The sequence below is a fragment of the Serratia sp. T13T92 genome (genome assembly GCF_047530105.1).
GTDB classification, from domain to species: Bacteria; Pseudomonadota; Gammaproteobacteria; order Enterobacterales; family Enterobacteriaceae; genus Chania; species Chania fonticola.
Genome location: NZ_JBLJAK010000014.1, coordinates 1 through 20,453, shown reverse-complemented (window position 1 = coordinate 20,453; position 20,453 = coordinate 1). Strand labels below are relative to the sequence as shown.

General features: G+C 56.2%; 21 protein-coding genes and 3 tRNA genes. 16 read left to right on the top strand and 8 right to left on the bottom strand.

What is annotated here, in order from left to right; all coding sequences use genetic code 11:
* The first annotated feature begins 4 nt into the window (after nucleotides 1–4).
* A complete protein-coding gene (locus ACMV5I_RS14785; RefSeq protein ID WP_414824665.1) occupies nucleotides 5–796 on the top strand; it encodes a MoaF C-terminal domain-containing protein in 792 nt (263 codons plus the stop codon).
* A gap of 4 nt (nucleotides 797–800) precedes the next feature.
* Nucleotides 801–1,592, top strand: coding sequence for an SDR family oxidoreductase (locus tag ACMV5I_RS14780; protein ID WP_414824664.1), 792 nt, complete (start codon nucleotides 801–803; stop codon nucleotides 1,590–1,592).
* A 40-nt stretch (nucleotides 1,593–1,632) separates the two neighbouring features.
* Here ACMV5I_RS14780 and hpaR read toward each other — a convergent pair whose 3' ends face one another.
* A complete protein-coding gene (gene hpaR, locus ACMV5I_RS14775; RefSeq protein WP_141131087.1) occupies nucleotides 1,633–2,076 on the bottom strand; it encodes a homoprotocatechuate degradation operon regulator HpaR in 444 nt (147 codons plus the stop codon).
* 260 nt (nucleotides 2,077–2,336) lie between these two features.
* On the opposite strand from hpaR, the gene ACMV5I_RS14770 reads away from it, so the two are divergent.
* The 9 genes from ACMV5I_RS14770 to hpaA all read left to right on the top strand — a co-directional run bounded on the left by ACMV5I_RS14770 (nucleotide 2,337) and on the right by hpaA (nucleotide 10,550).
* Entirely contained in the window at nucleotides 2,337–2,963 is a 627-nt protein-coding gene (locus ACMV5I_RS14770) for a fumarylacetoacetate hydrolase family protein (RefSeq protein ID WP_414824663.1), read from the top strand.
* A gap of 2 nt (nucleotides 2,964–2,965) precedes the next feature.
* Nucleotides 2,966–3,730: a fumarylacetoacetate hydrolase family protein gene (locus ACMV5I_RS14765; protein WP_141131089.1), complete on the top strand. Its 765-nt coding sequence runs from the start codon at nucleotides 2,966–2,968 to the stop codon at nucleotides 3,728–3,730.
* A complete protein-coding gene (hpaE, locus tag ACMV5I_RS14760) occupies nucleotides 3,727–5,181 on the top strand; it encodes a 5-carboxymethyl-2-hydroxymuconate semialdehyde dehydrogenase (RefSeq protein WP_024485490.1) in 1,455 nt (484 codons plus the stop codon). Before ACMV5I_RS14765 ends, hpaE begins: the two co-directional genes overlap by 4 nt.
* Nucleotides 5,182–5,287: 106 nt before the next feature.
* Nucleotides 5,288–6,145: a 3,4-dihydroxyphenylacetate 2,3-dioxygenase gene (gene hpaD / locus ACMV5I_RS14755; RefSeq protein WP_414824662.1), complete on the top strand. Its 858-nt coding sequence runs from the start codon at nucleotides 5,288–5,290 to the stop codon at nucleotides 6,143–6,145.
* A 9-nt stretch (nucleotides 6,146–6,154) separates the two neighbouring features.
* On the top strand, nucleotides 6,155–6,541 hold the full coding sequence (locus ACMV5I_RS14750; protein ID WP_024485492.1) for a 5-carboxymethyl-2-hydroxymuconate Delta-isomerase: 387 nt from the start codon (nucleotides 6,155–6,157) through the stop codon (nucleotides 6,539–6,541).
* Between the two features lie 14 nt (nucleotides 6,542–6,555).
* Nucleotides 6,556–7,359 carry a 2-oxo-hept-4-ene-1,7-dioate hydratase gene (hpaH, locus tag ACMV5I_RS14745; protein WP_021808005.1) on the top strand — a complete coding sequence of 268 codons (804 nt, stop codon included), beginning with the start codon at nucleotides 6,556–6,558 and terminating at the stop codon, nucleotides 7,357–7,359.
* An 11-nt stretch (nucleotides 7,360–7,370) separates the two neighbouring features.
* The gene (gene hpaI / locus ACMV5I_RS14740; RefSeq protein ID WP_202672757.1) at nucleotides 7,371–8,168 is read left to right on the top strand and encodes a 4-hydroxy-2-oxoheptanedioate aldolase; all 798 of its coding nucleotides are present in this window, start codon (nucleotides 7,371–7,373) and stop codon (nucleotides 8,166–8,168) included.
* A gap of 11 nt (nucleotides 8,169–8,179) precedes the next feature.
* A complete protein-coding gene (gene hpaX, locus ACMV5I_RS14735) occupies nucleotides 8,180–9,550 on the top strand; it encodes a 4-hydroxyphenylacetate permease (RefSeq protein ID WP_414824661.1) in 1,371 nt (456 codons plus the stop codon).
* A 103-nt stretch (nucleotides 9,551–9,653) separates the two neighbouring features.
* Complete coding sequence (gene hpaA / locus ACMV5I_RS14730; protein ID WP_024485495.1) at nucleotides 9,654–10,550, top strand: 4-hydroxyphenylacetate catabolism regulatory protein HpaA; 897 nt, start codon at nucleotides 9,654–9,656, stop codon at nucleotides 10,548–10,550.
* Nucleotides 10,551–10,561: 11 nt separating this feature from the next.
* Here the strand turns inward: hpaA and ampH are convergent, their stop codons facing one another.
* Together ampH and ACMV5I_RS14720 are read right to left on the bottom strand one after the other, a co-directional pair.
* Complete coding sequence (ampH, locus tag ACMV5I_RS14725; protein WP_121608644.1) at nucleotides 10,562–11,704, bottom strand: D-alanyl-D-alanine-carboxypeptidase/endopeptidase AmpH; 1,143 nt, start codon at nucleotides 11,702–11,704, stop codon at nucleotides 10,562–10,564.
* 141 nt (nucleotides 11,705–11,845) lie between these two features.
* Complete coding sequence (locus ACMV5I_RS14720; RefSeq protein ID WP_414824660.1) at nucleotides 11,846–12,916, bottom strand: GGDEF domain-containing protein; 1,071 nt, start codon at nucleotides 12,914–12,916, stop codon at nucleotides 11,846–11,848.
* 238 nt (nucleotides 12,917–13,154) lie between these two features.
* On the opposite strand from ACMV5I_RS14720, the gene ACMV5I_RS14715 reads away from it, so the two are divergent.
* Nucleotides 13,155–13,439: a DUF1435 domain-containing protein gene (locus ACMV5I_RS14715; RefSeq protein ID WP_121609080.1), complete on the top strand. Its 285-nt coding sequence runs from the start codon at nucleotides 13,155–13,157 to the stop codon at nucleotides 13,437–13,439.
* Between the two features lie 81 nt (nucleotides 13,440–13,520).
* Here the strand turns inward: ACMV5I_RS14715 and ACMV5I_RS14710 are convergent.
* The 4 genes from ACMV5I_RS14710 to ACMV5I_RS14695 all read right to left on the bottom strand — a co-directional run bounded on the left by ACMV5I_RS14710 (nucleotide 13,521) and on the right by ACMV5I_RS14695 (nucleotide 14,876).
* Nucleotides 13,521–13,607, bottom strand: a tRNA-Leu gene (locus ACMV5I_RS14710).
* A 43-nt stretch (nucleotides 13,608–13,650) separates the two neighbouring features.
* Nucleotides 13,651–13,737 (bottom strand) — tRNA-Leu (locus ACMV5I_RS14705).
* A gap of 35 nt (nucleotides 13,738–13,772) precedes the next feature.
* Nucleotides 13,773–13,859 (bottom strand) — tRNA-Leu (locus ACMV5I_RS14700).
* Nucleotides 13,860–13,973: 114 nt separating this feature from the next.
* Nucleotides 13,974–14,876, bottom strand: a complete 903-nt coding sequence (locus ACMV5I_RS14695) for a LysR family transcriptional regulator (protein ID WP_414824659.1) — start codon at nucleotides 14,874–14,876, stop codon at nucleotides 13,974–13,976.
* 117 nt (nucleotides 14,877–14,993) lie between these two features.
* Here ACMV5I_RS14695 and ACMV5I_RS14690 point away from each other — a divergent pair, with 117 nt between their 5' ends.
* Nucleotides 14,994–15,986, top strand: a complete 993-nt coding sequence (locus ACMV5I_RS14690; protein ID WP_202672753.1) for an aldo/keto reductase — start codon at nucleotides 14,994–14,996, stop codon at nucleotides 15,984–15,986.
* 244 nt (nucleotides 15,987–16,230) lie between these two features.
* Here ACMV5I_RS14690 and rsmC read toward each other — a convergent pair whose 3' ends face one another.
* Nucleotides 16,231–17,274: a 16S rRNA (guanine(1207)-N(2))-methyltransferase RsmC gene (rsmC, locus tag ACMV5I_RS14685; RefSeq protein ID WP_414824657.1), complete on the bottom strand. Its 1,044-nt coding sequence runs from the start codon at nucleotides 17,272–17,274 to the stop codon at nucleotides 16,231–16,233.
* 356 nt (nucleotides 17,275–17,630) lie between these two features.
* On the opposite strand from rsmC, the gene ACMV5I_RS14680 reads away from it, so the two are divergent.
* From ACMV5I_RS14680 to prfC, 3 genes are all read left to right on the top strand, one after another.
* A complete protein-coding gene (locus tag ACMV5I_RS14680) occupies nucleotides 17,631–18,068 on the top strand; it encodes a DNA polymerase III subunit psi (protein WP_024485500.1) in 438 nt (145 codons plus the stop codon).
* Nucleotides 18,013–18,456, top strand: coding sequence for a ribosomal protein S18-alanine N-acetyltransferase (rimI, locus tag ACMV5I_RS14675; RefSeq protein WP_121608648.1), 444 nt, complete (start codon nucleotides 18,013–18,015; stop codon nucleotides 18,454–18,456). The genes ACMV5I_RS14680 and rimI overlap by 56 nt, the downstream gene beginning before the upstream one ends.
* Before the next feature lie 191 nt (nucleotides 18,457–18,647).
* On the top strand, nucleotides 18,648–20,237 hold the full coding sequence (gene prfC / locus ACMV5I_RS14670; protein WP_021808015.1) for a peptide chain release factor 3: 1,590 nt from the start codon (nucleotides 18,648–18,650) through the stop codon (nucleotides 20,235–20,237).
* The last annotated feature ends 216 nt before the right edge of the window (nucleotides 20,238–20,453 follow it).

Genomic DNA, 20,453 nt, shown 5'->3' with positions numbered 1-20,453 from the left:
TGTCATGAGTTCAGAAGCGGTATTTATTCAGGTTGGCGCACTGGCGGAAGGTTTCGCTCCTCACAGCCATACGCTGGAGCAGCAGGATTTGGCCGGTACTACGCTGGCGTTCCATTTTGCAGAAGGGGAAACGGTGCAGTGCCACTTTAACGACGATCAAACCCTGCAGTGGGGAGATCAACGAGTTGATTACCGGGCCACCAGCATCCGCCCGGGGATCCTGTTTATCGATTTCCTCGATCCGCAGCGGGCCAACGGCAGCATTACGCTGGTGTGCGAGCGTCAGCAAGGCAACTTTACCGCCGTTTATGGTCAGTTGCCGGATGAGTCACAGACGCGGCTGGACGCCTTTAGCCGGGTGGAGCAGGGTTTGCCGCTCACGGCGGTGAATGCCGAATTCCGCTTTGGCCGCCTGGATAACAGCGATGCACCGTTGCCGCAGTTTACCGACGAACTGATTGGGATGCGTAATATGTATACCTACAGCCCGACGGAGCGCTATGAGCATATTTATCTGAACAATAATTTCTACGCCTGGCAGTGTTTGGACGGGGTCGAGAAAGGGCTGGCGGATGTTGATTGCTGCCATTATGTCAAAGTGGCGGAGAAGCTGTACCTGTTCGTCTGGCGCGAAAAGATCATTCCGACGTTAGGTGTAGTGATGATCGATCTGCAAGAGATGCGCACCGATGGCAAGATCCTCGGCTATCAGGGCAGTGATTTCAGCAGCCTGAGCAATTTTGCCGTGGGCGCTCACGCGCAGATCCTTAACACCACGCATTATCCTAAGGCCTGAGCCGATGATGGCGATTTATGCCAGTGATGCGTTTGCCGGGCAGGTGGTGCTGGTGACCGGCGGTGCGCAGGGCATTGGGCTGGCGATCGTCAGCGCCTTTGCTCGTTTAGGGGCCAAGGTGGTGATGGCCGATCTACAACTGCAAAAGGCGCAGGAGGCGGCTGAAAGCCTGTGCCAGCAGGGTTGGCAAGTGCAGGCCGCAGTCTGTGATATGGCCGATGCAGGGCAGATCGCCGAGCTGGTAGAACAGACTACGCAGCAACATCAACGGCTGGACGTGGTGATCCACAACGCCGCTTATTTTCCGCTGAGGCCGTTTAACCAGATTGATGCCGAGCTGCTGCAACGCACCTTGAGCGTCAATTTGATGGCCCCTTTCTTTTTGGCGCAGGCGGCGTTGCCGTGGATGAAGCGCCAGGGGGGCGGACGTATTCTGGTGACCTCGTCGGTCACAGGGCCAAGGGTTGCCTACCCAGGGTTGGCGCACTATGCGGCTTCCAAGGCGGGGGTTAACGGCTTTATTCGTGCCGCCGCATTGGAACTGGCCTGTGACGGGATCACGGTGAACGGCGTGGAGCCGGGGATGATCCGTACGCCAGCGATGGTTAATCTGGGTGGGGAATCGCTGAATCAGGCGATAGCCGCTGCGGTGCCGCTGGGCAGGTTGGGGGAGCCGGAGGATATCGCTGCCGCAATGGTCTTTTTGGCCTCACCGGCTGCGAGTTATATCACCGGCCAGACGCTGGTGGTGGATGGAGGTGCGCTATTGCCGGAAGCCCAACCTGTCATTAACTGAGGAACCCTCGAGGTGCAGATGGGGGCTGCGAGCAGCGCCCCTATTTATGAGCAACCACGTTGTTAGCCTGTTGATCCCCTAAGCGGATGAGCTCATCGAGCAACGTCATCAACTGGTCCATCTTCTGCTTCGAGAATGCCGCTTCAATCTCCCCATAACCCTGTTCCACCTGGTGGCGTGCCAGTTCATACAACTCCTGGCCCTGCTGCGTCAGGGACACGTACAGCTTACGCTGATCGTTAACCGGCTTGAGGCGAAAGATCAGCTTATCCCGCTCCATGCGCGACAGGATGCCGGTCAGGCTGGGGCGCAGGATGCAGGTCTCTGCGGCCAACTCGTGAAACTCAATGGAACGGCTATCGGCCAATACGCGAATGATGCGCCATTGCTGTTCCGTCAGGTTGTGGCTTTTCAGGATCGGGCGGAAGAACCCCATGGCGGTTTCACGCGCCTGCAACAGGGCGATGGTTAACGATTCATGCATGTCGATGGCCTTGGCTTAATTTTATTAACAACTTAATAGTAGCCAATTTTTGACCGGCGGAGAACGGCAAAACGCGATCCGTCACGTAAAAATCCTGCAAAAAAGGTTAATTTGCTGATTAATAACGCTAATGTACATAATTTGTGAATATTTCGTTATCACGATCACAAATTAAATTAACAACGTTGCGTAAATGCTGAACAGCGTATAAAAGTATTCATTAACATATTAATGATTGGCGATCCGTAGAAGGAGTCTGCATGAAAGGCACCGTATTTTCCGTAGCACTTAACCACCGCAGCCAGCTTGATGCCTGGGATCAGGCGTTTCGCGCCGCCCCTTATCAAACGCCGCCCAAGACGCCGGTGTGGTTCATCAAACCGCGCAATACCTATCTTGCCAACGGTGGCAGCATTCCGTTCCCGGCCGGTGAAACCGTGCAAAGTGGCGCAACGCTGGCAGTAGTGATTGGTAGCATCGCCCGCAAGGTGGCAGCGGATAAGGTGGCTGATTATGTGGCCGGTTACGCCTTGGCAAATGACGTTAGCCTGCCGGAAACCAGCTTCTATCGTCCGGCGATCAAAGCCAAATGCCGCGACGGTTTCTGCCCGCTGGGAGAGGTTGCTCCACTGGCTAGCACCAGCAACCTGGAAATCATCACCGAAATCAATGGCGTGGAACAGGAACGTTGGTCAACGGCCGATCTGGTGCGTTCGGTGCCGGAACTGATCGCCGCCATCAGCGACTTTATTACCCTGCAACCGGGGGATGCGGTGCTGATTGGCACGCCACACCAGCGGGTTGAGATCAAGCCGGGTGACCAAGTGACGGTGCGGGCCTCTGGTTTGCCAACCCTTACCAACCACGTGACGCAGGCAGGAGAATAACCATGAGACACGCTCGTATCCGCCATCATGGCCAGATTGTTAACGTCACCGTAGACGACCAGTTAAGCGTTACCCTGCCCGATGGCAGCAAACTCGATGAGTTCGATGTGGAATGGCTGCCACCGGCGCAGGGCACGATATTTGCCCTCGGCCTGAACTATGCCGATCACGCCAGCGAGCTGGAGTTTAAAGCACCGGAAGAGCCTTTGGTGTTCCTCAAGGGGCCAAACAGCCTGACCGGCCACCGTCAGGTTTCCGTGCGACCGGCGCAGGTGGAATACATGCACTACGAAGCCGAGCTGGTGGCGGTGATCGGTAAAACCGCGCGTAACGTCAGCCGCGAGCAGGCGATGGATTACGTGGCCGGTTACACCTTGTGCAACGACTACGCCATCCGCGACTACCTGGAAAACTACTACCGCCCCAACTTGCGGGTGAAAAGCCGCGACACCTTGACGCCTATCGGCCCCTACATTGTCGATCGTGACGATGTCGCGGATCCGCATAACCTGACGCTCAGTACCTACGTTAACGGTGAACTGCGCCAGCGCGGCACTACTGCCGACATGATTTTCGACATCCCGTACCTGATCGAATACCTGAGTGAATTTATGACGTTGCAGCCTGGCGACATGATCGCCACCGGCACGCCGAAAGGGCTGGCCGACGTGCAGCCTGGGGATGAAATTGTGGTGGAGATCGAAGGCATTGGCCGTTTGGTTAACCACATCATCAGTGAAAAAGATTATGAGGAGAGCAAGGGATGAAAACCATCAACCATTGGATCAACGGCAAGAACGTCGCCAGCAAAGAGTATTTCACCACTACTAACCCGGCTAACGGCGAGGTGCTGGCGGAAGTGGCGTCCGGTGGCCAGCTCGAAATCGATCAGGCGGTAGCGGCAGCCAAAGAAGCCTTCCCGAAATGGGCCAATACGCCGATGAAGGAGCGGGCGCGCCTGATGCGTCGCCTGGGTGAGCTGATCGACCAGAACGTGCCGCAGATTGCTGAGATGGAAACCGCCGACACCGGGTTACCGATCCATCAGACCAAAAACGTGCTGATCCCACGCGCCTCGCACAACTTTGAGTTCTTTGCCGAGATCTGCCAGCAGATGAATGGCCGCACCTACCCGGTAGACGACAAGATGCTCAACTACACGCTGATCCAGCCGGTGGGTGTCTGTGCGCTGGTGTCGCCGTGGAACGTGCCGTTTATGACCGCCACCTGGAAAACCGCGCCTTGCCTGGCACTGGGTAACACTGCGGTGCTGAAAATGTCCGAGCTTTCGCCACTGACGGCGGATCGCCTGGGTGAACTGGCGCTGGAAGCCGGTATTCCTGCCGGGGTGCTGAACGTAGTGCAAGGTTATGGCGCGACGGCGGGTGATGCTCTGGTACGTCATAAAGACGTGCGTGCGGTGTCCTTCACCGGCGGTACTTCAACTGGCCGCCGCATTATTGAAAGCGCCGGGCTGAAGAAATTCTCGATGGAACTGGGCGGCAAATCACCGGTGCTGATCTTTGAGGATGCTGATATCGAGCGGGCGCTGGATGCGGCGCTGTTCACCATCTTCTCGATCAACGGTGAACGTTGCACTGCGGGTTCACGCATCTTCATTCAAGAAAGCATTTATCCGGAATTCGTTAAACGCTTTGCCGAGCGTGCCAACCGTCTGCGCGTAGGCGATCCGATGGATCCCAATACCCAGGTCGGCGCTTTAATCAGCCCGCAGCACTGGGAAAAAGTCTCTGGCTATATCCGCCTGGGTATCGAAGAGGGGGCAACCCTGCTGGCTGGCGGCCCGGATAAACCGGCCGGTTTGACCCACGGCAACTTCCTGCGCCCAACGGTGCTGGCCGATGTTAACAACAATATGCGTGTCGCGCAGGAAGAGATCTTCGGGCCGGTGGCCTGCCTCCTGCCGTTCAAATCAGAAGAAGACGGCCTGCGCATGGCCAACGATGTGGAGTACGGCCTGGCGTCGTACATCTGGACGCAGGATGTCAGCAAAGTACTGCGTCTGGCCCGCAATATTGAAGCGGGTATGGTTTTCGTCAACACCCAGAACGTACGCGATCTGCGCCAGCCGTTTGGCGGGGTGAAATCCTCTGGCACCGGCCGTGAAGGCGGTGAGTACAGCTTCGAAGTGTTTGCCGAGATGAAAAACGTTTGTATCTCCATGGGGGATCATCCGATCCCACGTTGGGGAGTGTGAGATAGCTCCGTGCCCTTTAAAACAACAACCAAGGACTAGACCCGATAGACATCAGCCTGCGGCCAGCTGTGCCGCAGGCTGAAAGATAAAGGGAATAGGAGGACATATGGGTAAATTAGCATTAGCCGCAAAGATTACACACGTTCCTTCGATGTACCTGTCTGAATTACCCGGTGAACATCACGGCTGCCGTCAGGCCGCCATTGATGGTCACAAAGAAATCAGTGCCCGCTGTCGCGAAATGGGCGTCGACACCATTATCGTGTTTGATACCCACTGGCTGGTGAACAGCGCCTACCACATCAACTGCAACTCGCATTTCAAAGGGCTTTATACCAGCAACGAGCTACCGCACTTCATTCGTGACATGACTTATGAATATGACGGTAACCCGGAGTTGGGCCAGATGATTGCCGAGGAAGCTCGCAAGCTTGGCGTACGTGCCAAGGCTCACGAGATCCCAAGCCTGGAGCTGGAATACGGCACGCTGGTGCCAATGCGCTACATGAACAGCGACCGCCACTTCAAGGTGATCTCCATTTCTGCCTTCTGCACCGTGCATGATTTTGCCGATAGCCGCCGCCTGGGTGAAGCGATCAAAACCGCGATTGAGAAATACGACGGCACCGTGGCGGTATTGGCCAGCGGCTCGCTGTCACACCGCTTTATCGACGATCAACGTGCCGAGCAGGGCATGAACAGCTACACCCGCCAGTTCGACCAGCAGATGGACGAAAGGGTAGTGAAACTGTGGGAAGAAGGGCGCTTCCGCGAGTTCTGCGAAATGCTGCCGGAGTACGCTGACTACTGCTATGGCGAAGGCAATATGCACGACACCGTGATGTTGCTGGGCCTGTTGGGCTGGGACAAGTATCAGGGCAAGGTGGAGTTCGTTACCCCGCTGTTTGCCAGTTCCGGGACCGGCCAGGTCAACGGCATATTCCCGCTTCCTGCTCAAGCCTGAGGATACCCAATGCCCCATTTTTACGCTGAATGTACCGACAACATCCGCCGGGAGGCGGATTTACCCGGGTTGTTCGACAAGGTTAATCACGCGCTGGCGGAAACCGGCATCTTCCCGCTGGCGGGCATCCGTAGTCGCGCTATCTGGTTGGATACCTGGCAAATGGCCGACGGCAAGCAGAACTATGCCTTTGTGCATATGACGCTGAAGATTGGCCACGGCCGCAGCCTGGAAAGCCGCCAACAGGTGGGCGAAATGTTATTCATCCTGATTAAGGATCACTTTGCCGCGCTGATGGCCAAGCGCTATCTGGCCCTCTCTTTCACCATGGAAGAGCTGGATCCGGTGCTCAACTATAAGCAGAACAATGTCCATGCGCTGTTTAGCAAGGACTGAACAAGGAGTGGTAAATGCTGGATAAAGACGTACTGAGCCGAGCCGTGCAGCGCCTGCATCAGGCCGAGCAGAGCCGGGAACAGATCCGCGCGCTATCGCTGGATCATCCGGAGATCACTATTGAAGATGCCTATGCTATCCAGCGCCAGTGGGTTGAGCTGAAGATCGCCGAAGGGCGCACGCTGAAGGGGCATAAGATCGGGCTGACCTCGCGCGCCATGCAGGTCAGCTCGCAGATCACCGAGCCGGACTACGGTGCGCTGCTGGATGACATGTTCTTTAACGATGGCAGCGACATTCCGATCGATCGCTTTATCGTGCCGCGCGTCGAAGTGGAGCTGGCGTTTGTGCTGGCGAAACCGCTGCGTGGGCCGAACTGCACCCTGTTTGATGTCTATAACGCTACCGACTATGTGATCCCGGCGCTGGAGATCATCGACGCTCGCAGCCATAACGTCGATCCGCAAACCCAGCGGCCACGTAAGGTGTTCGACACGATTTCCGATAACGCGGCCAACGCCGGTGTGGTGATGGGCGGCAGACCGATCAAGCCGGACGCGCTGGATCTGCGCTGGATCAGTGCCTTGCTGTATCGCAATGGCGTGATTGAAGAGTCTGGCGTGGCGGCGGCGGTGCTCAATCACCCGGCCAACGGCGTGGCCTGGTTGGCTAACAAGCTTTCCCCGTATGACGTGGAGCTGGAGGCTGGGCAGATCATTCTTGGCGGTTCCTTTACCCGCCCGGTGGCAGCACGGCGCGGAGATACCTTCCATGCCGATTATGGCCCGATGGGCTGCATCAGTTGCCGGTTTGTCTAAGGAGAAACACCATGCTAACTAATCATTTCAAACAGGCCCTGCAGGAAAAACGCCCGCAGATCGGTCTGTGGCTGGGTCTGTGCAGCAGTTACAGCGCGGAACTGCTGGCCGGGGCCGGGTTCGACTGGCTGCTGATCGACGGCGAACACGCGCCCAACAATGTGCAAACGGTATTGGGGCAGTTGCAGGCAGTCGCACCTTATGCCAGCCATCCGGTGGTGCGCCCGGCCTGGAACGATCCGGTGCTGATCAAACAGCTGCTGGACGTCGGTGCGCAAACCCTGTTGATCCCGATGATCCAAAACGCCGAGCAGGCGCAGGAAGCGGTGCGGGCTACCCGTTATCCACCAAACGGTATTCGCGGGGTTGGCAGCGCGCTCGCCCGTGCCTCGCGCTGGAACCGGGTGCCGAATTACCTGCAGCTTGCCGACAGCCAGATGTGCGTGCTGGTGCAGATAGAAACCCGCGAGGCGGTGAAAAATCTGGACGCCATTCTGGAAGTGGAAGGTGTGGACGGCGTCTTTATCGGCCCGGCGGATCTGAGCGCCGACATGGGCTTTGCCGGTAATCCACAGCATCCCGAAGTGCAGCGCACTATCGACGATGCCATTGCCCGCATCCGTGCCGCAGGCAAGGCACCGGGCATCCTGATGGCACAGCAGGAACTGGCACAGCACTATCTGGCATCTGGTGCGTTGTTTGTTGCCGTTGGCGTGGATACCACCCTGCTGGTGCGGGCGGCAGACTCCCTGCTCAGCAGTTTCAAACAGGATAAACCGGCGGAGCAATCATCCCAGGGCGTTTACTAATCGGAGTCATCATGAGCAACGTCGATTCGCTCAAGCCGCTGAACCCGGCAGAGCAACATAAAGCGTTAACCGCCACCGAGCAGTCGGTGATTAAAAAGTTATTTCGGCGCCTGATTATTTTCTTATTTGTGTTGTTTGTTTTCTCGTTCCTTGACCGCATCAACATCGGGTTTGCCGGTTTGACCATGAAGCAGGACCTTGGTCTTAGCTCCACCATGTTCGGCCTGGCCGCAACGCTGTTTTACGTCACCTATGTGATCTTCGGTATCCCCAGCAACATGATGCTGAGCAGGGTGGGAGCACGGCGTTGGATCGCTACCATTATGGTGCTATGGGGCATTGCCTCTACCTGCACCATGTTCGCCACTGGGCCAACCAGCCTGTACGTGCTGCGAATGATCGTCGGTATTACCGAGGCGGGCTTCCTGCCAGGGATCCTGGTGTATCTCACCTACTGGTTCCCGGCGTTCTACCGCGCCCGGGCCAACGCTTTGTTTATGATCGCCATGCCCGTCACGATGGCGGTGGGTTCGTTGGTGTCCGGCTATATTCTGGCGCTGGACGGCATGATGAACCTGAAAGGCTGGCAATGGCTGTTCATGCTGGAAGGGATCCCTTCGGTGATCCTAGGCGTGGTGGTGTGGTTCTATCTGGACGACACGCCAGCCAAGGCCAAGTGGCTGACCAGAGAAGAGAAGGCCAGCCTGAAGGCGATGATGGAAGCCGATAAGCTGCAACTGGTGCAGCCGGAAGGGCCAAGCAGCCACCGGGCGTTGCAACAGCGCAGCCTGTGGCGTGAAGTGCTGACGCCGGTGGTGCTGATGTATACGCTGGCCTATTTCTGCCTCACCAATACCCTGAGCGCCATCAATATCTGGACGCCGCAAATCTTGCAGAGCTTCAACCAGAGCAGCAGTAACATCATGATCGGTTTTCTGGCGGCGATCCCACAAATCTGTACCATCGCCGGTATGATCTGGTGGAGTAAACGTTCGGATCGCCTGCAGGAGCGTAAGTTCCATACCGCGCTGCCTTATCTGTTTGCCGCGGCGGGTTGGTTGTTGGCTTCGGCGACCAACCACAGCATGGTTCAACTGTTGGGGATCGTGATGGCGTCGGTCGGCTCGTTTACCGCGATGGCGATCTTCTGGACCACGCCGGATCAGTCAATCAGCTTCGAAGCTCGAGCGGTGGGGATCGCGGTGATCAATGCCACCGGTAACATCGGCTCGGCGGTCAGTCCGTTGCTGATCGGCTGGTTCAAGGACGTGACCGGCAGCTTTAACTCCGGGCTCTATTTTGTCTCGGCGTTGTTGATTATCGGGGCCGTGCTGGTATGGCGTATCCCGATGAAGGACTCGCGGCCACGGGCCACACCTTAAACAATCTTGGCGATGGGTTCCGCATGCGGCTAAACGGGCGCAGCATGCGGCGCCCCTACAATTAGGTGTAGGGGATCGGAATTTATTTTCACCGGAGGACAACGTGCAGAAAAGTACCGGCTTTATCGCCAATATCGATATTGGCAAAGAGTATGACGCGCGTTACGCCGCTGATGAGGTGCACTACGAAACCTTTGCCGGGCTGGCAGCGTTTTTTGGCCGGGATATGCAGGTGCACTGGCACGACCGTTTCTTCCAACTGCATTATCTGGCCACCGGCAGGATAGAGCTGCAGCTGGACGATCAGCACTATTCGGTGCAGGCCCCGCTGTTTATCCTCACGCCCCCTTCGGTGCCACACGCCTTTTTCACTGAACCAGACAGCGACGGCCACGTGTTAACGGTGCGCCAGGAACTGATCTGGCCGTTACTGGAACGCCTGTATCCGGGCAGCAATCTGGCGCTGGATATGCCGGGGATTTGCCTTTCGCTGGCCGCAGTGCCGCAGGAGTTGGCGGCGCTTGGGCATTATTGGGAACTGATCGCCCGCGAATTTAGCCAAAAGATGGCCGGGCGGGAGCAGACGTTGGCATTGCTGGCCCAGGCGGTATTCACGCTGATGCTGCGCAATACCTCATTGGATGACAAGGCCGCCAGCGGCGTGCGTGGCGAACTGAAGCTGTTCCAGCGTTTTAACAAGATGGTGGACGAGCGTTTTCGCGATCACCTGTCGGTGCCGGAATATGCCCAGTCGCTGGGGGTGACGGAATCACGCCTCAACGACTTGTGCCGCCGTTTTGCCAATCGGCCACCTAAGCGGCTGATCTTCGATCGCCTGCTGCGTGAAGCCAAACGGCTGCTGCTGTTCAGCGCCTGCACGGTGCATGAAACGGCTTACAGCCTGGGGTTCAAAGATCCCGCCTACTTCGCACGCTTCTTCAATCGGCTGGAAGGCTGTTCGCCTTCCGCCTATCGCGCAACGCAACACGTTCTATCGTAACCAGGAGCGGGTCAGCCTTTGTTGGCCACCAAATCCGCGACCAGCCGGTTGACCGGATCGCTCATATTGGTGAACTTGGTCAACTCCGAGCGGGTAACGACCACAAACACGCCGATATTTTGCTGCGGCACCATCGCCATATAGGTGATGAAGCCGCCGCCACCGCCGGTTTTCTGGATGATCCCTGGTAGGCCATCTTTCGGTGCCATATAGACCCAGCCCAGCCCTAAAGCAGAGGCTTCACCCGGTACATCCATGCCTTTCAGTGACGTTAGATCTTTGCGCTGGAAATACATGGTTTGTTCAGTTAAGGCCGTTGGCTTGCGCGAACCGCTTACGTTGGAGGAGAGGAACTGCTGCATCCAGCGCTGCATATCGCGCGGCGTCGAGTAAACACCACCGCTGCCACTGGCGGCTGTAGTATCGCGACAGGCGCTTGGCCCAGAGGCTGCCACCATCAGGCGTGAGCACTGCTCTGCGCTTGGCGTCAGTGTGGTATCAACCATCCCCAGTGGACCAGTGACTTTCTCGCGCAACAAGGCGTTATAAGGCTTGCCAGCGGCGCGTGACAGCGCATCGGCCAAGAGATCGTAGGCCAGGTTGGAGTAGGCCGCTCGCACGCCCGGTGGCACGGTAATGGTGGCATGAGACAACCACTGCCAGCGCTGTGCCTTGGTGGGCCAGGTAAACACCGGCGTTTTTGGCGGTTTCTTGCCGGGTTGCTCACGCGGCAGGGCGCTGGTGTGCGTTGCCAGGTTCAGCAAGGTAATCGGCTGGCGTGAATTGTAGGCAGGGACGACGGCCCCTTTGGGTGCATATTTGCGCAGCGGATCGGTGAGTTTGACCTTACCTTCCGCCGCCATTTTGACCATCACTTCGCTGGTCATCAGCTTGGTGATGGAGGCGATGCGGATCAGGGAATCTGGCCGTGGACGCAGATCGTTGCCCGGTTTGGTATCGCCAAAACTGCGGTTAACCACCTGATTATTATCGATAACTACTAGCGCCATGCCGGTTGCGCCGCTGTTGTAGAAGATATGTTCAGCATACTGATCGACAATCTGTGAGGTGAGCTGCGCGTCGGTCGCCTGGCTGGCCAAGGGCGTGGCACACAGGCCAAGCGCCAGCAATAACGTGGAGAGTGAGGTCTTCAACGGTCGTGTTCCATATAAAAATGTGGCAGGGAAGGCGTAAGTTGTCCGCTAGTGTAATGCGCTACGGAGCGATTGGCATGTGGTAAAAGTGGCGACAGGTAAAAGTTTTTCACCTTTCCCCTTCCGGCGAAGGAGAAAGGATCAGGCGACTGGCTGCGGGTGGGGGGCTAGCTGAATATTATTGCGGCCACTGTTTTTGGCCCGGTACAGCGCGGCATCGGCGGCACAGATCGCAGAGTCGATATCCAGCTTATCCAGCGCAGAAATCCCGGCGCTTAACGTTACCTTGGTCGTCTCCTGCGCTTGGAAACGATGGGTGATGGTCAATTCCTGCACACATTGGCGCACCTTTTCTGCCAGATAGGCCGCATAGTCTTCACCGACGTTGGTCAGCAGTACCAAAAACTCTTCTCCGCCGTAACGTACCACGATATCCCTTGAGCGCACCGCATCGCGGATGGCCGTTGCCACTTGGACCAGTGCTTGATCGCCCAGGGTATGGCCGTAGCGATCGTTGTAGACCTTGAAGTGGTCGATATCGAGTAGCAGCACAAAGTGGTTGCCCGAGGTTGGCGAGAGCAACTGATCCAGTTTGCTCTCCAGCCCACGGCGGTTATACAGGCCGGTTAGCGGATCGATCATGCTCAGATCGCTGAACTTATCTCGTTCGTGATACAGGTTGGCCACCAGATGTTGGGTAAACATTTCGCTGCGCTTCAACAGCAAATGATGCACCGAGAAGGCGACGATCGGCAGCAGAGTGGTGAACAGAATACGCATGGTGTTATGCATGCCGTCCAGCCACAGGATTATCAGCGCCGAGGGAACGGCGTGCAGGCAGAAGGCCAGCAGGTTATCTGTCAGCGAGATCGCGCTGATAAAGAAAATACTGAATAGGCTGATCAGCAAGAAGCTGTGGTTGTCACTGGCGGTAAGCTGGCTCTTACAATAGATGTGCGCCGCCCATAGCAGCCCAAGGATAATGGCGAGCAGGTTGAGCCTTTGGACGTAGTGGCGGGGCGAATACAGCGTAAATAGCATGGCCGTCAGGCAAATCGCCGGAATGCAGATTAGCGGCAGCGTTAAGGCCGGGGTCTCTTTAAAGGGCACGAATAAAGTAAAAATGGCAGAGGCTGCATTCATCAACAAGAAAAGAAACAGGGATAAGCGCTGTTTGCTGGTTTGCAGTTGCTGATAAGAACGCGAGTTCATACGGGGATCACTCTTTACCAATGGGGCCGGTCGAAGGAAAAATGTTAGACAATGCCTGCTGAATAATTCCAATTTGTTATTATTAACAGACTATAAATGTTAAGAATTTTCTTATATGAAACTAACATTTTTCGCGCAGGCTGTCATCCGCGTTCAGCTGGATCTTGAAAAGAGTGCGGGTCCAAAAAAAGTGTTATATGATATTGGTTATCATTATCACTTGAAAGGTAGGGTTATCATGTTAGCTGCCATGGTTACCGCTTGTGGATTGTGGGGCATCAGTTGGTGCCTGGGGAATCGGCTTGCCAGCGCCTGGGGCGTGTTACTGCCCTGTGCCCTGATGCCATTTCTGGCGCTGATTGATCTGGATATGATGCAACTGCGCACTCTGATCGTGGTTGCCATGCTGGCCACGCTGGTGATGCTGTTTAACAGCCGCTGGCGTCATTACCTGCTGCTCCCTTCCTGCATGGCTTTAGCCGGTGGGCTGGCCGCAATCAGCCTGCATTTCAGCTTTGACTGAAACGACAAAACCACGCTTGAGCGTGTTGGTTTTTTTTGAGTGAGTTTTAATGCAGGAACAGCTAGAAGAGAACCCATCAAGTGGTGCGAAGAGAGGGACTTGAACCCTCACGTCCGTAAGAACACTAACACCTGAAGCTAGCGCGTCTACCAATTCCGCCACCTTCGCACAGTCTGATGTGTTGCTTTGATGTCGATTTATATCACCAGCTTGGTGCGAAGAGAGGGACTTGAACCCTCACGTCCGTAAGAACACTAACACCTGAAGCTAGCGCGTCTACCAATTCCGCCACCTTCGCATTCGATGCTGTGCAATATAAATCATGTGGTTATTTGGTGCGAAGAGAGGGACTTGAACCCTCACGTCCGTAAGGACACTAACACCTGAAGCTAGCGCGTCTACCAATTCCGCCACCTTCGCATACCAGATACGCTACCGGAGTAACGCTACCACGGAGGCGAATTCTAGAGATTTTGGCGGGTACGTCAATAGTTATTTCCTGGATTAGCGGCGTTTGCTGTAAAAAACGGCATATCAGTGGTTTTTATGGCCTTCGAACAACGTAATCAGCCAATCAATCAATACCCTGACACGCGGCGCGAGGAAACGGCCAGGCGGATACATGATGTAGATCGGCATCGGCGGTGGTGGCGTATCGGCCAGCACTTCCACCAGTTCACCACTTTGCAACCAGGGGGAGATGATATAACGCGCCGCCTGGATCAGCCCCAACCCGGAACGACAGGCACTGGTATAGGCATCGGCCCCGCTAACGCTCAATCGGCTTGGCAATTCGCGCAGCTCAAGGCGGCCATCACGGCAAAATTCCAGCGGGTAGTTGCGGTTATTCACCAAAGAGAAATAGCCCACCGCCCGATGATGTTGCAGCTCGTCGATCGATTGTGGGGTACCAAACGCTTTTAGATAATCGGGGGAGGCGCAGGTGAGCTGTGGCAGTTGGGCAATCCGCCGGGCAACCAGCGTATCGTCTTCGGTCTCCCAAGCCCGCAGCACGCAATCTACCCCTTCGCGCAGCAGATCGACGTGGGTGTCGTTGGCCCCCAGAGCAATTTCTATCTCTGGATAGCGTTGATAGAACTCATCCAGCGCCGGGATGACGATTTCCCGCGCCAGCGAATGGGGCATATCGATCCGTACCTTGCCGGTGGGTTGCAGCTTATGGTGGCTGAACAGGGTATCTGCTTCTTCCAGGGCGTCCAGTAGGTGCAGACAACGATGGTAGTACAGCGTCCCCTCGGCGGTGACCTGTACCTGGCGCGTTGTACGCACCAATAATCTGACGCCAAGCCGCTGTTCCAGGCGTTTGAGTACGTTGCTTACCGTGGCTCGCGGCAGCTGCAACCGTTCGGCCGCGCGGCTGAAGCTGCCTAGTTCCACGATCCGGGTAAAGATGCGCATAGCCTGAACCTGATCCATTTTGCCGCCCGCATTGTTGGTGATTTATGAACAGTGATGTGCAATCTGCATTATTTATCTTTGTGGCATAAACAACCAGACTTTGCTCCGACATCCATGTTCAACAAGGACCACACAATGCAACAGCGCAAATTAGGTACTAATGGCCCCCTCGTCTCAGCCCTGGGTTTAGGTTGCATGGGGATGAGCGATTTCTACTCCACCGGTTATGACGAGCAGGAAGCGATCGCCACGCTGCATCGGGCCCTGGAACTGGGGGTGACTCTGCTGGACACCGCAGATATGTACGGCCCGCACACCAATGAACAACTGATAGGCAAGGCGATCAAAGGCAAACGCGACCAGGTATTTCTGGCCACCAAGTTCGGTATTGTGCGCGATCCGGCCGATCCCACTGCGCGGGGCGTGAGCAGCAAACCGGACTATATCCGCCGCTCGGTAGAAGGCAGTTTGCAGCGGCTGGGGGTAGAAACCATCGATCTTTACTACCAGCATCGGGTCGACCCGACGGTACCGATCGAAGAGGTGGTTGGCACCCTGGCGGATCTGATCAAAGAAGGTAAGATCCGTCATATTGGGCTGAGTGAAGCCTCGGTTGCCACGTTGGAACGCGCTCACCAGGTGCATCCGATCACCGCGTTGCAGACTGAATATTCCTTGTGGAGCAGGGATGCCGAGCAGGGGCAACTGGCCGCTTGCCAACGTTTGGGCATTGGCTTTGTCGCCTATAGCCCGCTTGGGCGTGGTTTCCTGACCGGGGCGATCCAGAGTATCGAGGACTTGGCAGCAGACGATTTCCGCCGCGACAATCCACGTTTTCAGGGGGAAAACTTTGCTCGCAATCTGGAGCTGGTCACCAAGGTCAGTGAACTGGCCAGGCAGAAAGGCGTGACCCCGTCGCAACTGGCGTTGGCCTGGGTGATGGCGCAGGGGGAAAACATTGTCCCAATCCCTGGCACCAAACGTCGGCGCTATCTGGAAGAAAACGTAGCGGCAGCGGAGATCACGCTAAGCGAGCAGGAACTGGCGGCGATCGAGGCGGTATTCCCACAGACAGGCGTGGCAGGTGCACGCTATACAACGGTGGGTATGGAGTTGATTAACGGCTGATGGCATACCTTTGGGAGAAATGTTTGTCAGTCAAGGCGAGCAATATCCCCTCACCCCAACCCTCTCCCGATGAACAAATCGGAGGTGTCAGGAACACTTGTGCGAGGGAGAGGGGGCGGGTACGGAGCTGTGTTCAGGTACAGACGTTATTCAGTAGCATTGCTGTATAGGTAGGGTGCTGTAGTCAAATGGTGGCACGATCGATCCCCTCTCCCTGTGGGAGAGGGTTAGGGTGAGGGGCTTGTTACCTTTTCTTCTTTGCTTCGCGTGGCTGGCGGGCCACGGTGGCTTTGTACACTTTGAAGCGGCCATTCTGCGCCAACACTTCATGGCTACCGAAGGTGGCATCCAGAATATCCGGGTAAGGCAGGAAGGCGTTGGCGACGATGCGCAGTTGGCCCCCGATTGGCAGATGTTTTAACGCCCCGCGGATCAGCGTTTCTGCGGCGGTCAGGCTGGTGGCCAGGCCGTCATGGAACGGTGGGTTGGAGATGATCAGGTCAAAGCGGCCGGTAATGTCGGAGTAGACGTTACTGACGATCACTTCCCCTTCGATACCGTTGGCAGCCAGTGTTGCTCGGCTGGATTCTACGGCAGCGGCGTTGACGTCGCTGAGGGTCAGCTTCATTTTCGGCGACAGTTTAGACAGCACCGAAGCCATTACGCCAGCGCCACAACCCACGTCCAGCACTTTGCCTTTCATGTGTTTTTCCAGCGTGGAGAGCAGCAGTGAACTGCCAACGTCCAGGCCGTCACGGCTGAACACGCCTGGCAGCGTCTTCACTTCCAGATCGTGCAGTTGATAGCTTTCCCACCAGTCAGCCAGATCAAACTGGGTCTGCACATCAATGCGGCCATGATACAACCCACAGCGGCGAGCGCTGTCGATTTTGGCAAGCGTGGCGTGGCCTTCCAGGGTTTGTTCCGCGCTGCGCACGCCGCTGCGGTTTTCACCGACCACAAAAATTTCTGCGCCAACCGGCAGCAGGGCCAGGATATTGCACAGTTGGAACTGTGCTTCCTGCTTGCTCTTTGGCCAGTAATACACCAGCGTATCGCACTCGGCGACGAAGGCAGGATCGACCGTCAGGCCGAACTGTGCATGCTCTCCCATCGTCCGGTTCAGTAACTGCCAGTGATGGTATTGCTGGGTGTGGACACGCACATCCGCGGCCTCGAATTGGGCCGGCAGGGTATCCTGCAGATCGCCAGCAAACAGCACGCGGCGTTCCATAAATTCATCACTGTGGCGCAGCATGACTTCACTGGCGGGGGTTAATGCAGACATCAGTTTTCGGCTCCTCAAGATTTAGCTGGGGATTATAGAGGTTTGTGGCCAGATGTTCGACGGGTTTTATCCCCTTCATCTTTCAAGCTGCAGCGTTGTTACCTGCGCGCCCTTACCCCAGTCACTTAGTTAATCTAAGCTCCTGGGGATAAGGGCGCTTGTCGACGGGCTGTGCTGTACAGGGATGTACAAATGCCGAGAGTGCATGGATGCACTTAGAGCGGCCAGCTTGAAATCTATTGGGGATAGGCCGCGGTGATAATTTGAATAGTTAACGGTTAATAGCGCAGGCTGCGCGGGTTTGTTAGCATAGCGCGGCATAGGGCAGGTAGGGTGCGTCACACACGGGGATCGGCATGGCATCAAAACGCGACTGGTTGTTACAACAGCTGGGGATTACGCAGTGGACATTACGCCGCCCTGGAGTGTTGCAGGGGGAGGTGGCGGTAAGCGTGCCCCCAAATGTGCGCCTGTTGGTGGTGGCGCAGGCATTGCCAGACCAGAACGACCCGCTGTTTTGTGACGTTCTGCGCAGCCTGGGGCTGACAGCGGCACAAACCTATGGCCTGACACCGGATCAGGTAGCGATGCTGCCACAAGATACCGAGTGCAACAGTTGGCGGTTGGGCGTCACGGAACCGTTAGCGGTGGCCGGCGCGCAGCTACATAGCCCGGCGCTGGCCGAGCTTTCTCAAGATGCGAGTGCGAAACGCGCACTCTGGCAGCAGATTTGTCATCATGAACAGCATTTCTACCCTGACAGCGGCCGATCTGGCCACAGCCTTCAAGATTGAACAAGCCAGCCATGCGTTTCCCTGGACCGAGGCGACACTAGCCAGCAATCAGGGCGAACGTTACCTTAACCTGAAACTGGAAGCTGAAGGGCAAATGGCGGGTTTTGCCATTACCCAAATCGTGCTGGACGAAGCCACGCTGTTTAATATTGCCATCCATCCAAGCTGGCAGCGCCGAGGCTTTGGCCGCACTTTGCTGACTGCCGTGATCGAGCAATTAGAAGCACGTGGTGTGGTCACTCTGTGGCTGGAGGTTCGAGCCTCCAACAGCGGTGCGATAGCACTCTACGAAGACCTTGGCTTCAATGAAGTCACGGTGCGTCGCAATTATTACCCCGCAGCCAGTGGCCGCGAAGACGCGATCGTTATGGCGCTGCCGCTGGGGTAGCGACTTATAGTTCCCTTGTGCAGCCGATTTGGCCTGCCATTATCTTATGCCGAAGAAACCATTGATTGTCACCGGTTGGTAAATCAGCGAAAATACTCGGCTACTATCTTTTTATTACCGCTTTGCCTGGCGCCGCGATTGGCGCGTTGTGATGATGAGCAGGGCGGACTAACCATAGAAACGTGAAAAACATGTCTCCTAGTGAATTCGCCCGCGAAGTTGCGAAAAGAAGAACTTTCGCCATTATCTCGCACCCCGATGCGGGTAAAACCACCATCACCGAAAAGGTGCTGTTATTCGGACACGCTATCCAGACCGCCGGTACGGTAAAGGGCCGTGGCTCGAGCCAGCACGCCAAATCCGACTGGATGGAGATGGAAAAACAACGTGGTATCTCGATCACCACCTCTGTGATGCAGTTCCCGTACCGTGACTGCCTGGTTAACCTGCTCGATACCCCGGGGCACGAAGACTTCTCCGAAGATACCTACCGTACCCTGACGGCGGTGGACTGCTGCCTAATGGTAATCGACGCCGCAAAAGGCGTTGAAGATCGTACCCGCAAGCTGATGGAAGTTACCCGCCTGCGTGATACGCCGATCCTGACCTTCATGAACAAACTTGACCGTGACATCCGCGATCCGATGGAAGTGATGGATGAAGTTGAGCGCGAACTGAAAATCGCCTGCTCGCCGATCACCTGGCCGATCGGCTGTGGCAAGCTGTTCAAAGGGGTTTACCATCTCTATAAAGATGAAACCTATCTGTACCAGACCGGTAAAGGCCACACCATTCAGGAAGTGCGCATCGTTAAAGGGTTGAACAACCCGGAGCTCGATGCTGCCGTAGGCGAAGATCTGGCCGCCCAGTTACGTGATGAGCTGGAACTGGTGCAAGGAGCTTCCCATGAGTTTGAGCAGGAAGCCTTCCTGGCAGGCGAGCTGACTCCGGTGTTCTTCGGTACCGCTTTGGGTAACTTCGGTGTCGATCATATGCTTGATGGGCTGGTGGCCTGGGCGCCTGCGCCAATGCCGCGTAAAACCGATACCCGTGAAGTGGTCGCCGCCGAAGAGAAATTCACCGGCTTCGTGTTCAAGATCCAGGCGAACATGGATCCTAAACACCGCGACCGTGTGGCGTTTATGCGCGTGGTGTCTGGCCGCTATGAGAAAGGCATGAAACTGCGCCAGGTTCGTACCGGCAAAGACGTGGTGATCTCCGATGCGCTGACCTTTATGGCCGGTGACCGCTCGCACGTTGAAGAAGCCTACCCGGGCGACATCATTGGCTTGCATAACCACGGTACCATTCAGATCGGCGATACCTTCACCCAGGGTGAGGATATGAAGTTCACCGGTATTCCGAACTTTGCGCCAGAACTGTTCCGCCGTATTCGCCTGCGCGATCCGCTCAAGCAGAAACAGCTGCTGAAGGGGCTGGTCCAGCTGTCGGAAGAGGGGGCGGTGCAGGTGTTCCGCCCAATCGCCAACAACGATCTGATCGTCGGTGCGGTGGGCGTGCTGCAGTTTGACGTAGTGGTTGCCCGTCTGAAGAGCGAATACAACGTGGAAGCGCTGTATGAATCGGTGAACGTCTCCACTGCCCGTTGGGTAGAGTGCGACGACGTGAAGAAATTCGAAGAGTTCAAGCGTAAGAGCGAGCTGAACCTGGCGCTGGACGGCGGCAACAACCTGTCGTATATCGCACCAACCATGGTTAACCTCAATCTGACGCAAGAACGCTACCCAGAAGTGGTGTTCCGCAAAACTCGCGAGCATTAATCTCGTCAACAGGGCGCTTCTAAGCGCCCTCAGATTGATGACAAAGTCCTGGCCGTGAGGCCAGGACTTTGATCTAATAAGGTCAGTGCAAAAACGGACTGACTGCCATGCTCAAAGAACCTTCTCCCCATCAGTACCAGTTTGAAACCATTACCCTTGATGAACTGGTTCCCGAAGACCATCTGGTCCGTAAAATCGATGCCGCCATTGATTTTG

Bases quoted from the DNA above. Each gene is read 5' to 3' on its own strand.
- ACMV5I_RS14785 (WP_414824665.1), top strand. From the start codon at position 5: ATGAGTTCAGAAGCGGTATTTATTCAGGTTGGCGCACTGGCGGAAGGT.
- ACMV5I_RS14780 (WP_414824664.1), top strand. From the start codon at position 801: ATGATGGCGATTTATGCCAGTGATGCGTTTGCCGGGCAGGTGGTGCTG.
- hpaR (WP_141131087.1), bottom strand. From the start codon at position 2,076: ATGCATGAATCGTTAACCATCGCCCTGTTGCAGGCGCGTGAAACCGCC.
- ACMV5I_RS14770 (WP_414824663.1), top strand. From the start codon at position 2,337: ATGAAAGGCACCGTATTTTCCGTAGCACTTAACCACCGCAGCCAGCTT.
- ACMV5I_RS14765 (WP_141131089.1), top strand. From the start codon at position 2,966: ATGAGACACGCTCGTATCCGCCATCATGGCCAGATTGTTAACGTCACC.
- hpaE (WP_024485490.1), top strand. From the start codon at position 3,727: ATGAAAACCATCAACCATTGGATCAACGGCAAGAACGTCGCCAGCAAA.
- hpaD (WP_414824662.1), top strand. From the start codon at position 5,288: ATGGGTAAATTAGCATTAGCCGCAAAGATTACACACGTTCCTTCGATG.
- ACMV5I_RS14750 (WP_024485492.1), top strand. From the start codon at position 6,155: ATGCCCCATTTTTACGCTGAATGTACCGACAACATCCGCCGGGAGGCG.
- hpaH (WP_021808005.1), top strand. From the start codon at position 6,556: ATGCTGGATAAAGACGTACTGAGCCGAGCCGTGCAGCGCCTGCATCAG.
- hpaI (WP_202672757.1), top strand. From the start codon at position 7,371: ATGCTAACTAATCATTTCAAACAGGCCCTGCAGGAAAAACGCCCGCAG.
- hpaX (WP_414824661.1), top strand. From the start codon at position 8,180: ATGAGCAACGTCGATTCGCTCAAGCCGCTGAACCCGGCAGAGCAACAT.
- ACMV5I_RS14720 (WP_414824660.1), bottom strand. From the start codon at position 12,916: ATGAACTCGCGTTCTTATCAGCAACTGCAAACCAGCAAACAGCGCTTA.
- ACMV5I_RS14715 (WP_121609080.1), top strand. From the start codon at position 13,155: ATGTTAGCTGCCATGGTTACCGCTTGTGGATTGTGGGGCATCAGTTGG.
- ACMV5I_RS14695 (WP_414824659.1), bottom strand. From the start codon at position 14,876: ATGGATCAGGTTCAGGCTATGCGCATCTTTACCCGGATCGTGGAACTA.
- ACMV5I_RS14690 (WP_202672753.1), top strand. From the start codon at position 14,994: ATGCAACAGCGCAAATTAGGTACTAATGGCCCCCTCGTCTCAGCCCTG.
- rsmC (WP_414824657.1), bottom strand. From the start codon at position 17,274: ATGTCTGCATTAACCCCCGCCAGTGAAGTCATGCTGCGCCACAGTGAT.
- ACMV5I_RS14680 (WP_024485500.1), top strand. From the start codon at position 17,631: ATGGCATCAAAACGCGACTGGTTGTTACAACAGCTGGGGATTACGCAG.
- rimI (WP_121608648.1), top strand. From the start codon at position 18,013: ATGAACAGCATTTCTACCCTGACAGCGGCCGATCTGGCCACAGCCTTC.
- prfC (WP_021808015.1), top strand. From the start codon at position 18,648: ATGTCTCCTAGTGAATTCGCCCGCGAAGTTGCGAAAAGAAGAACTTTC.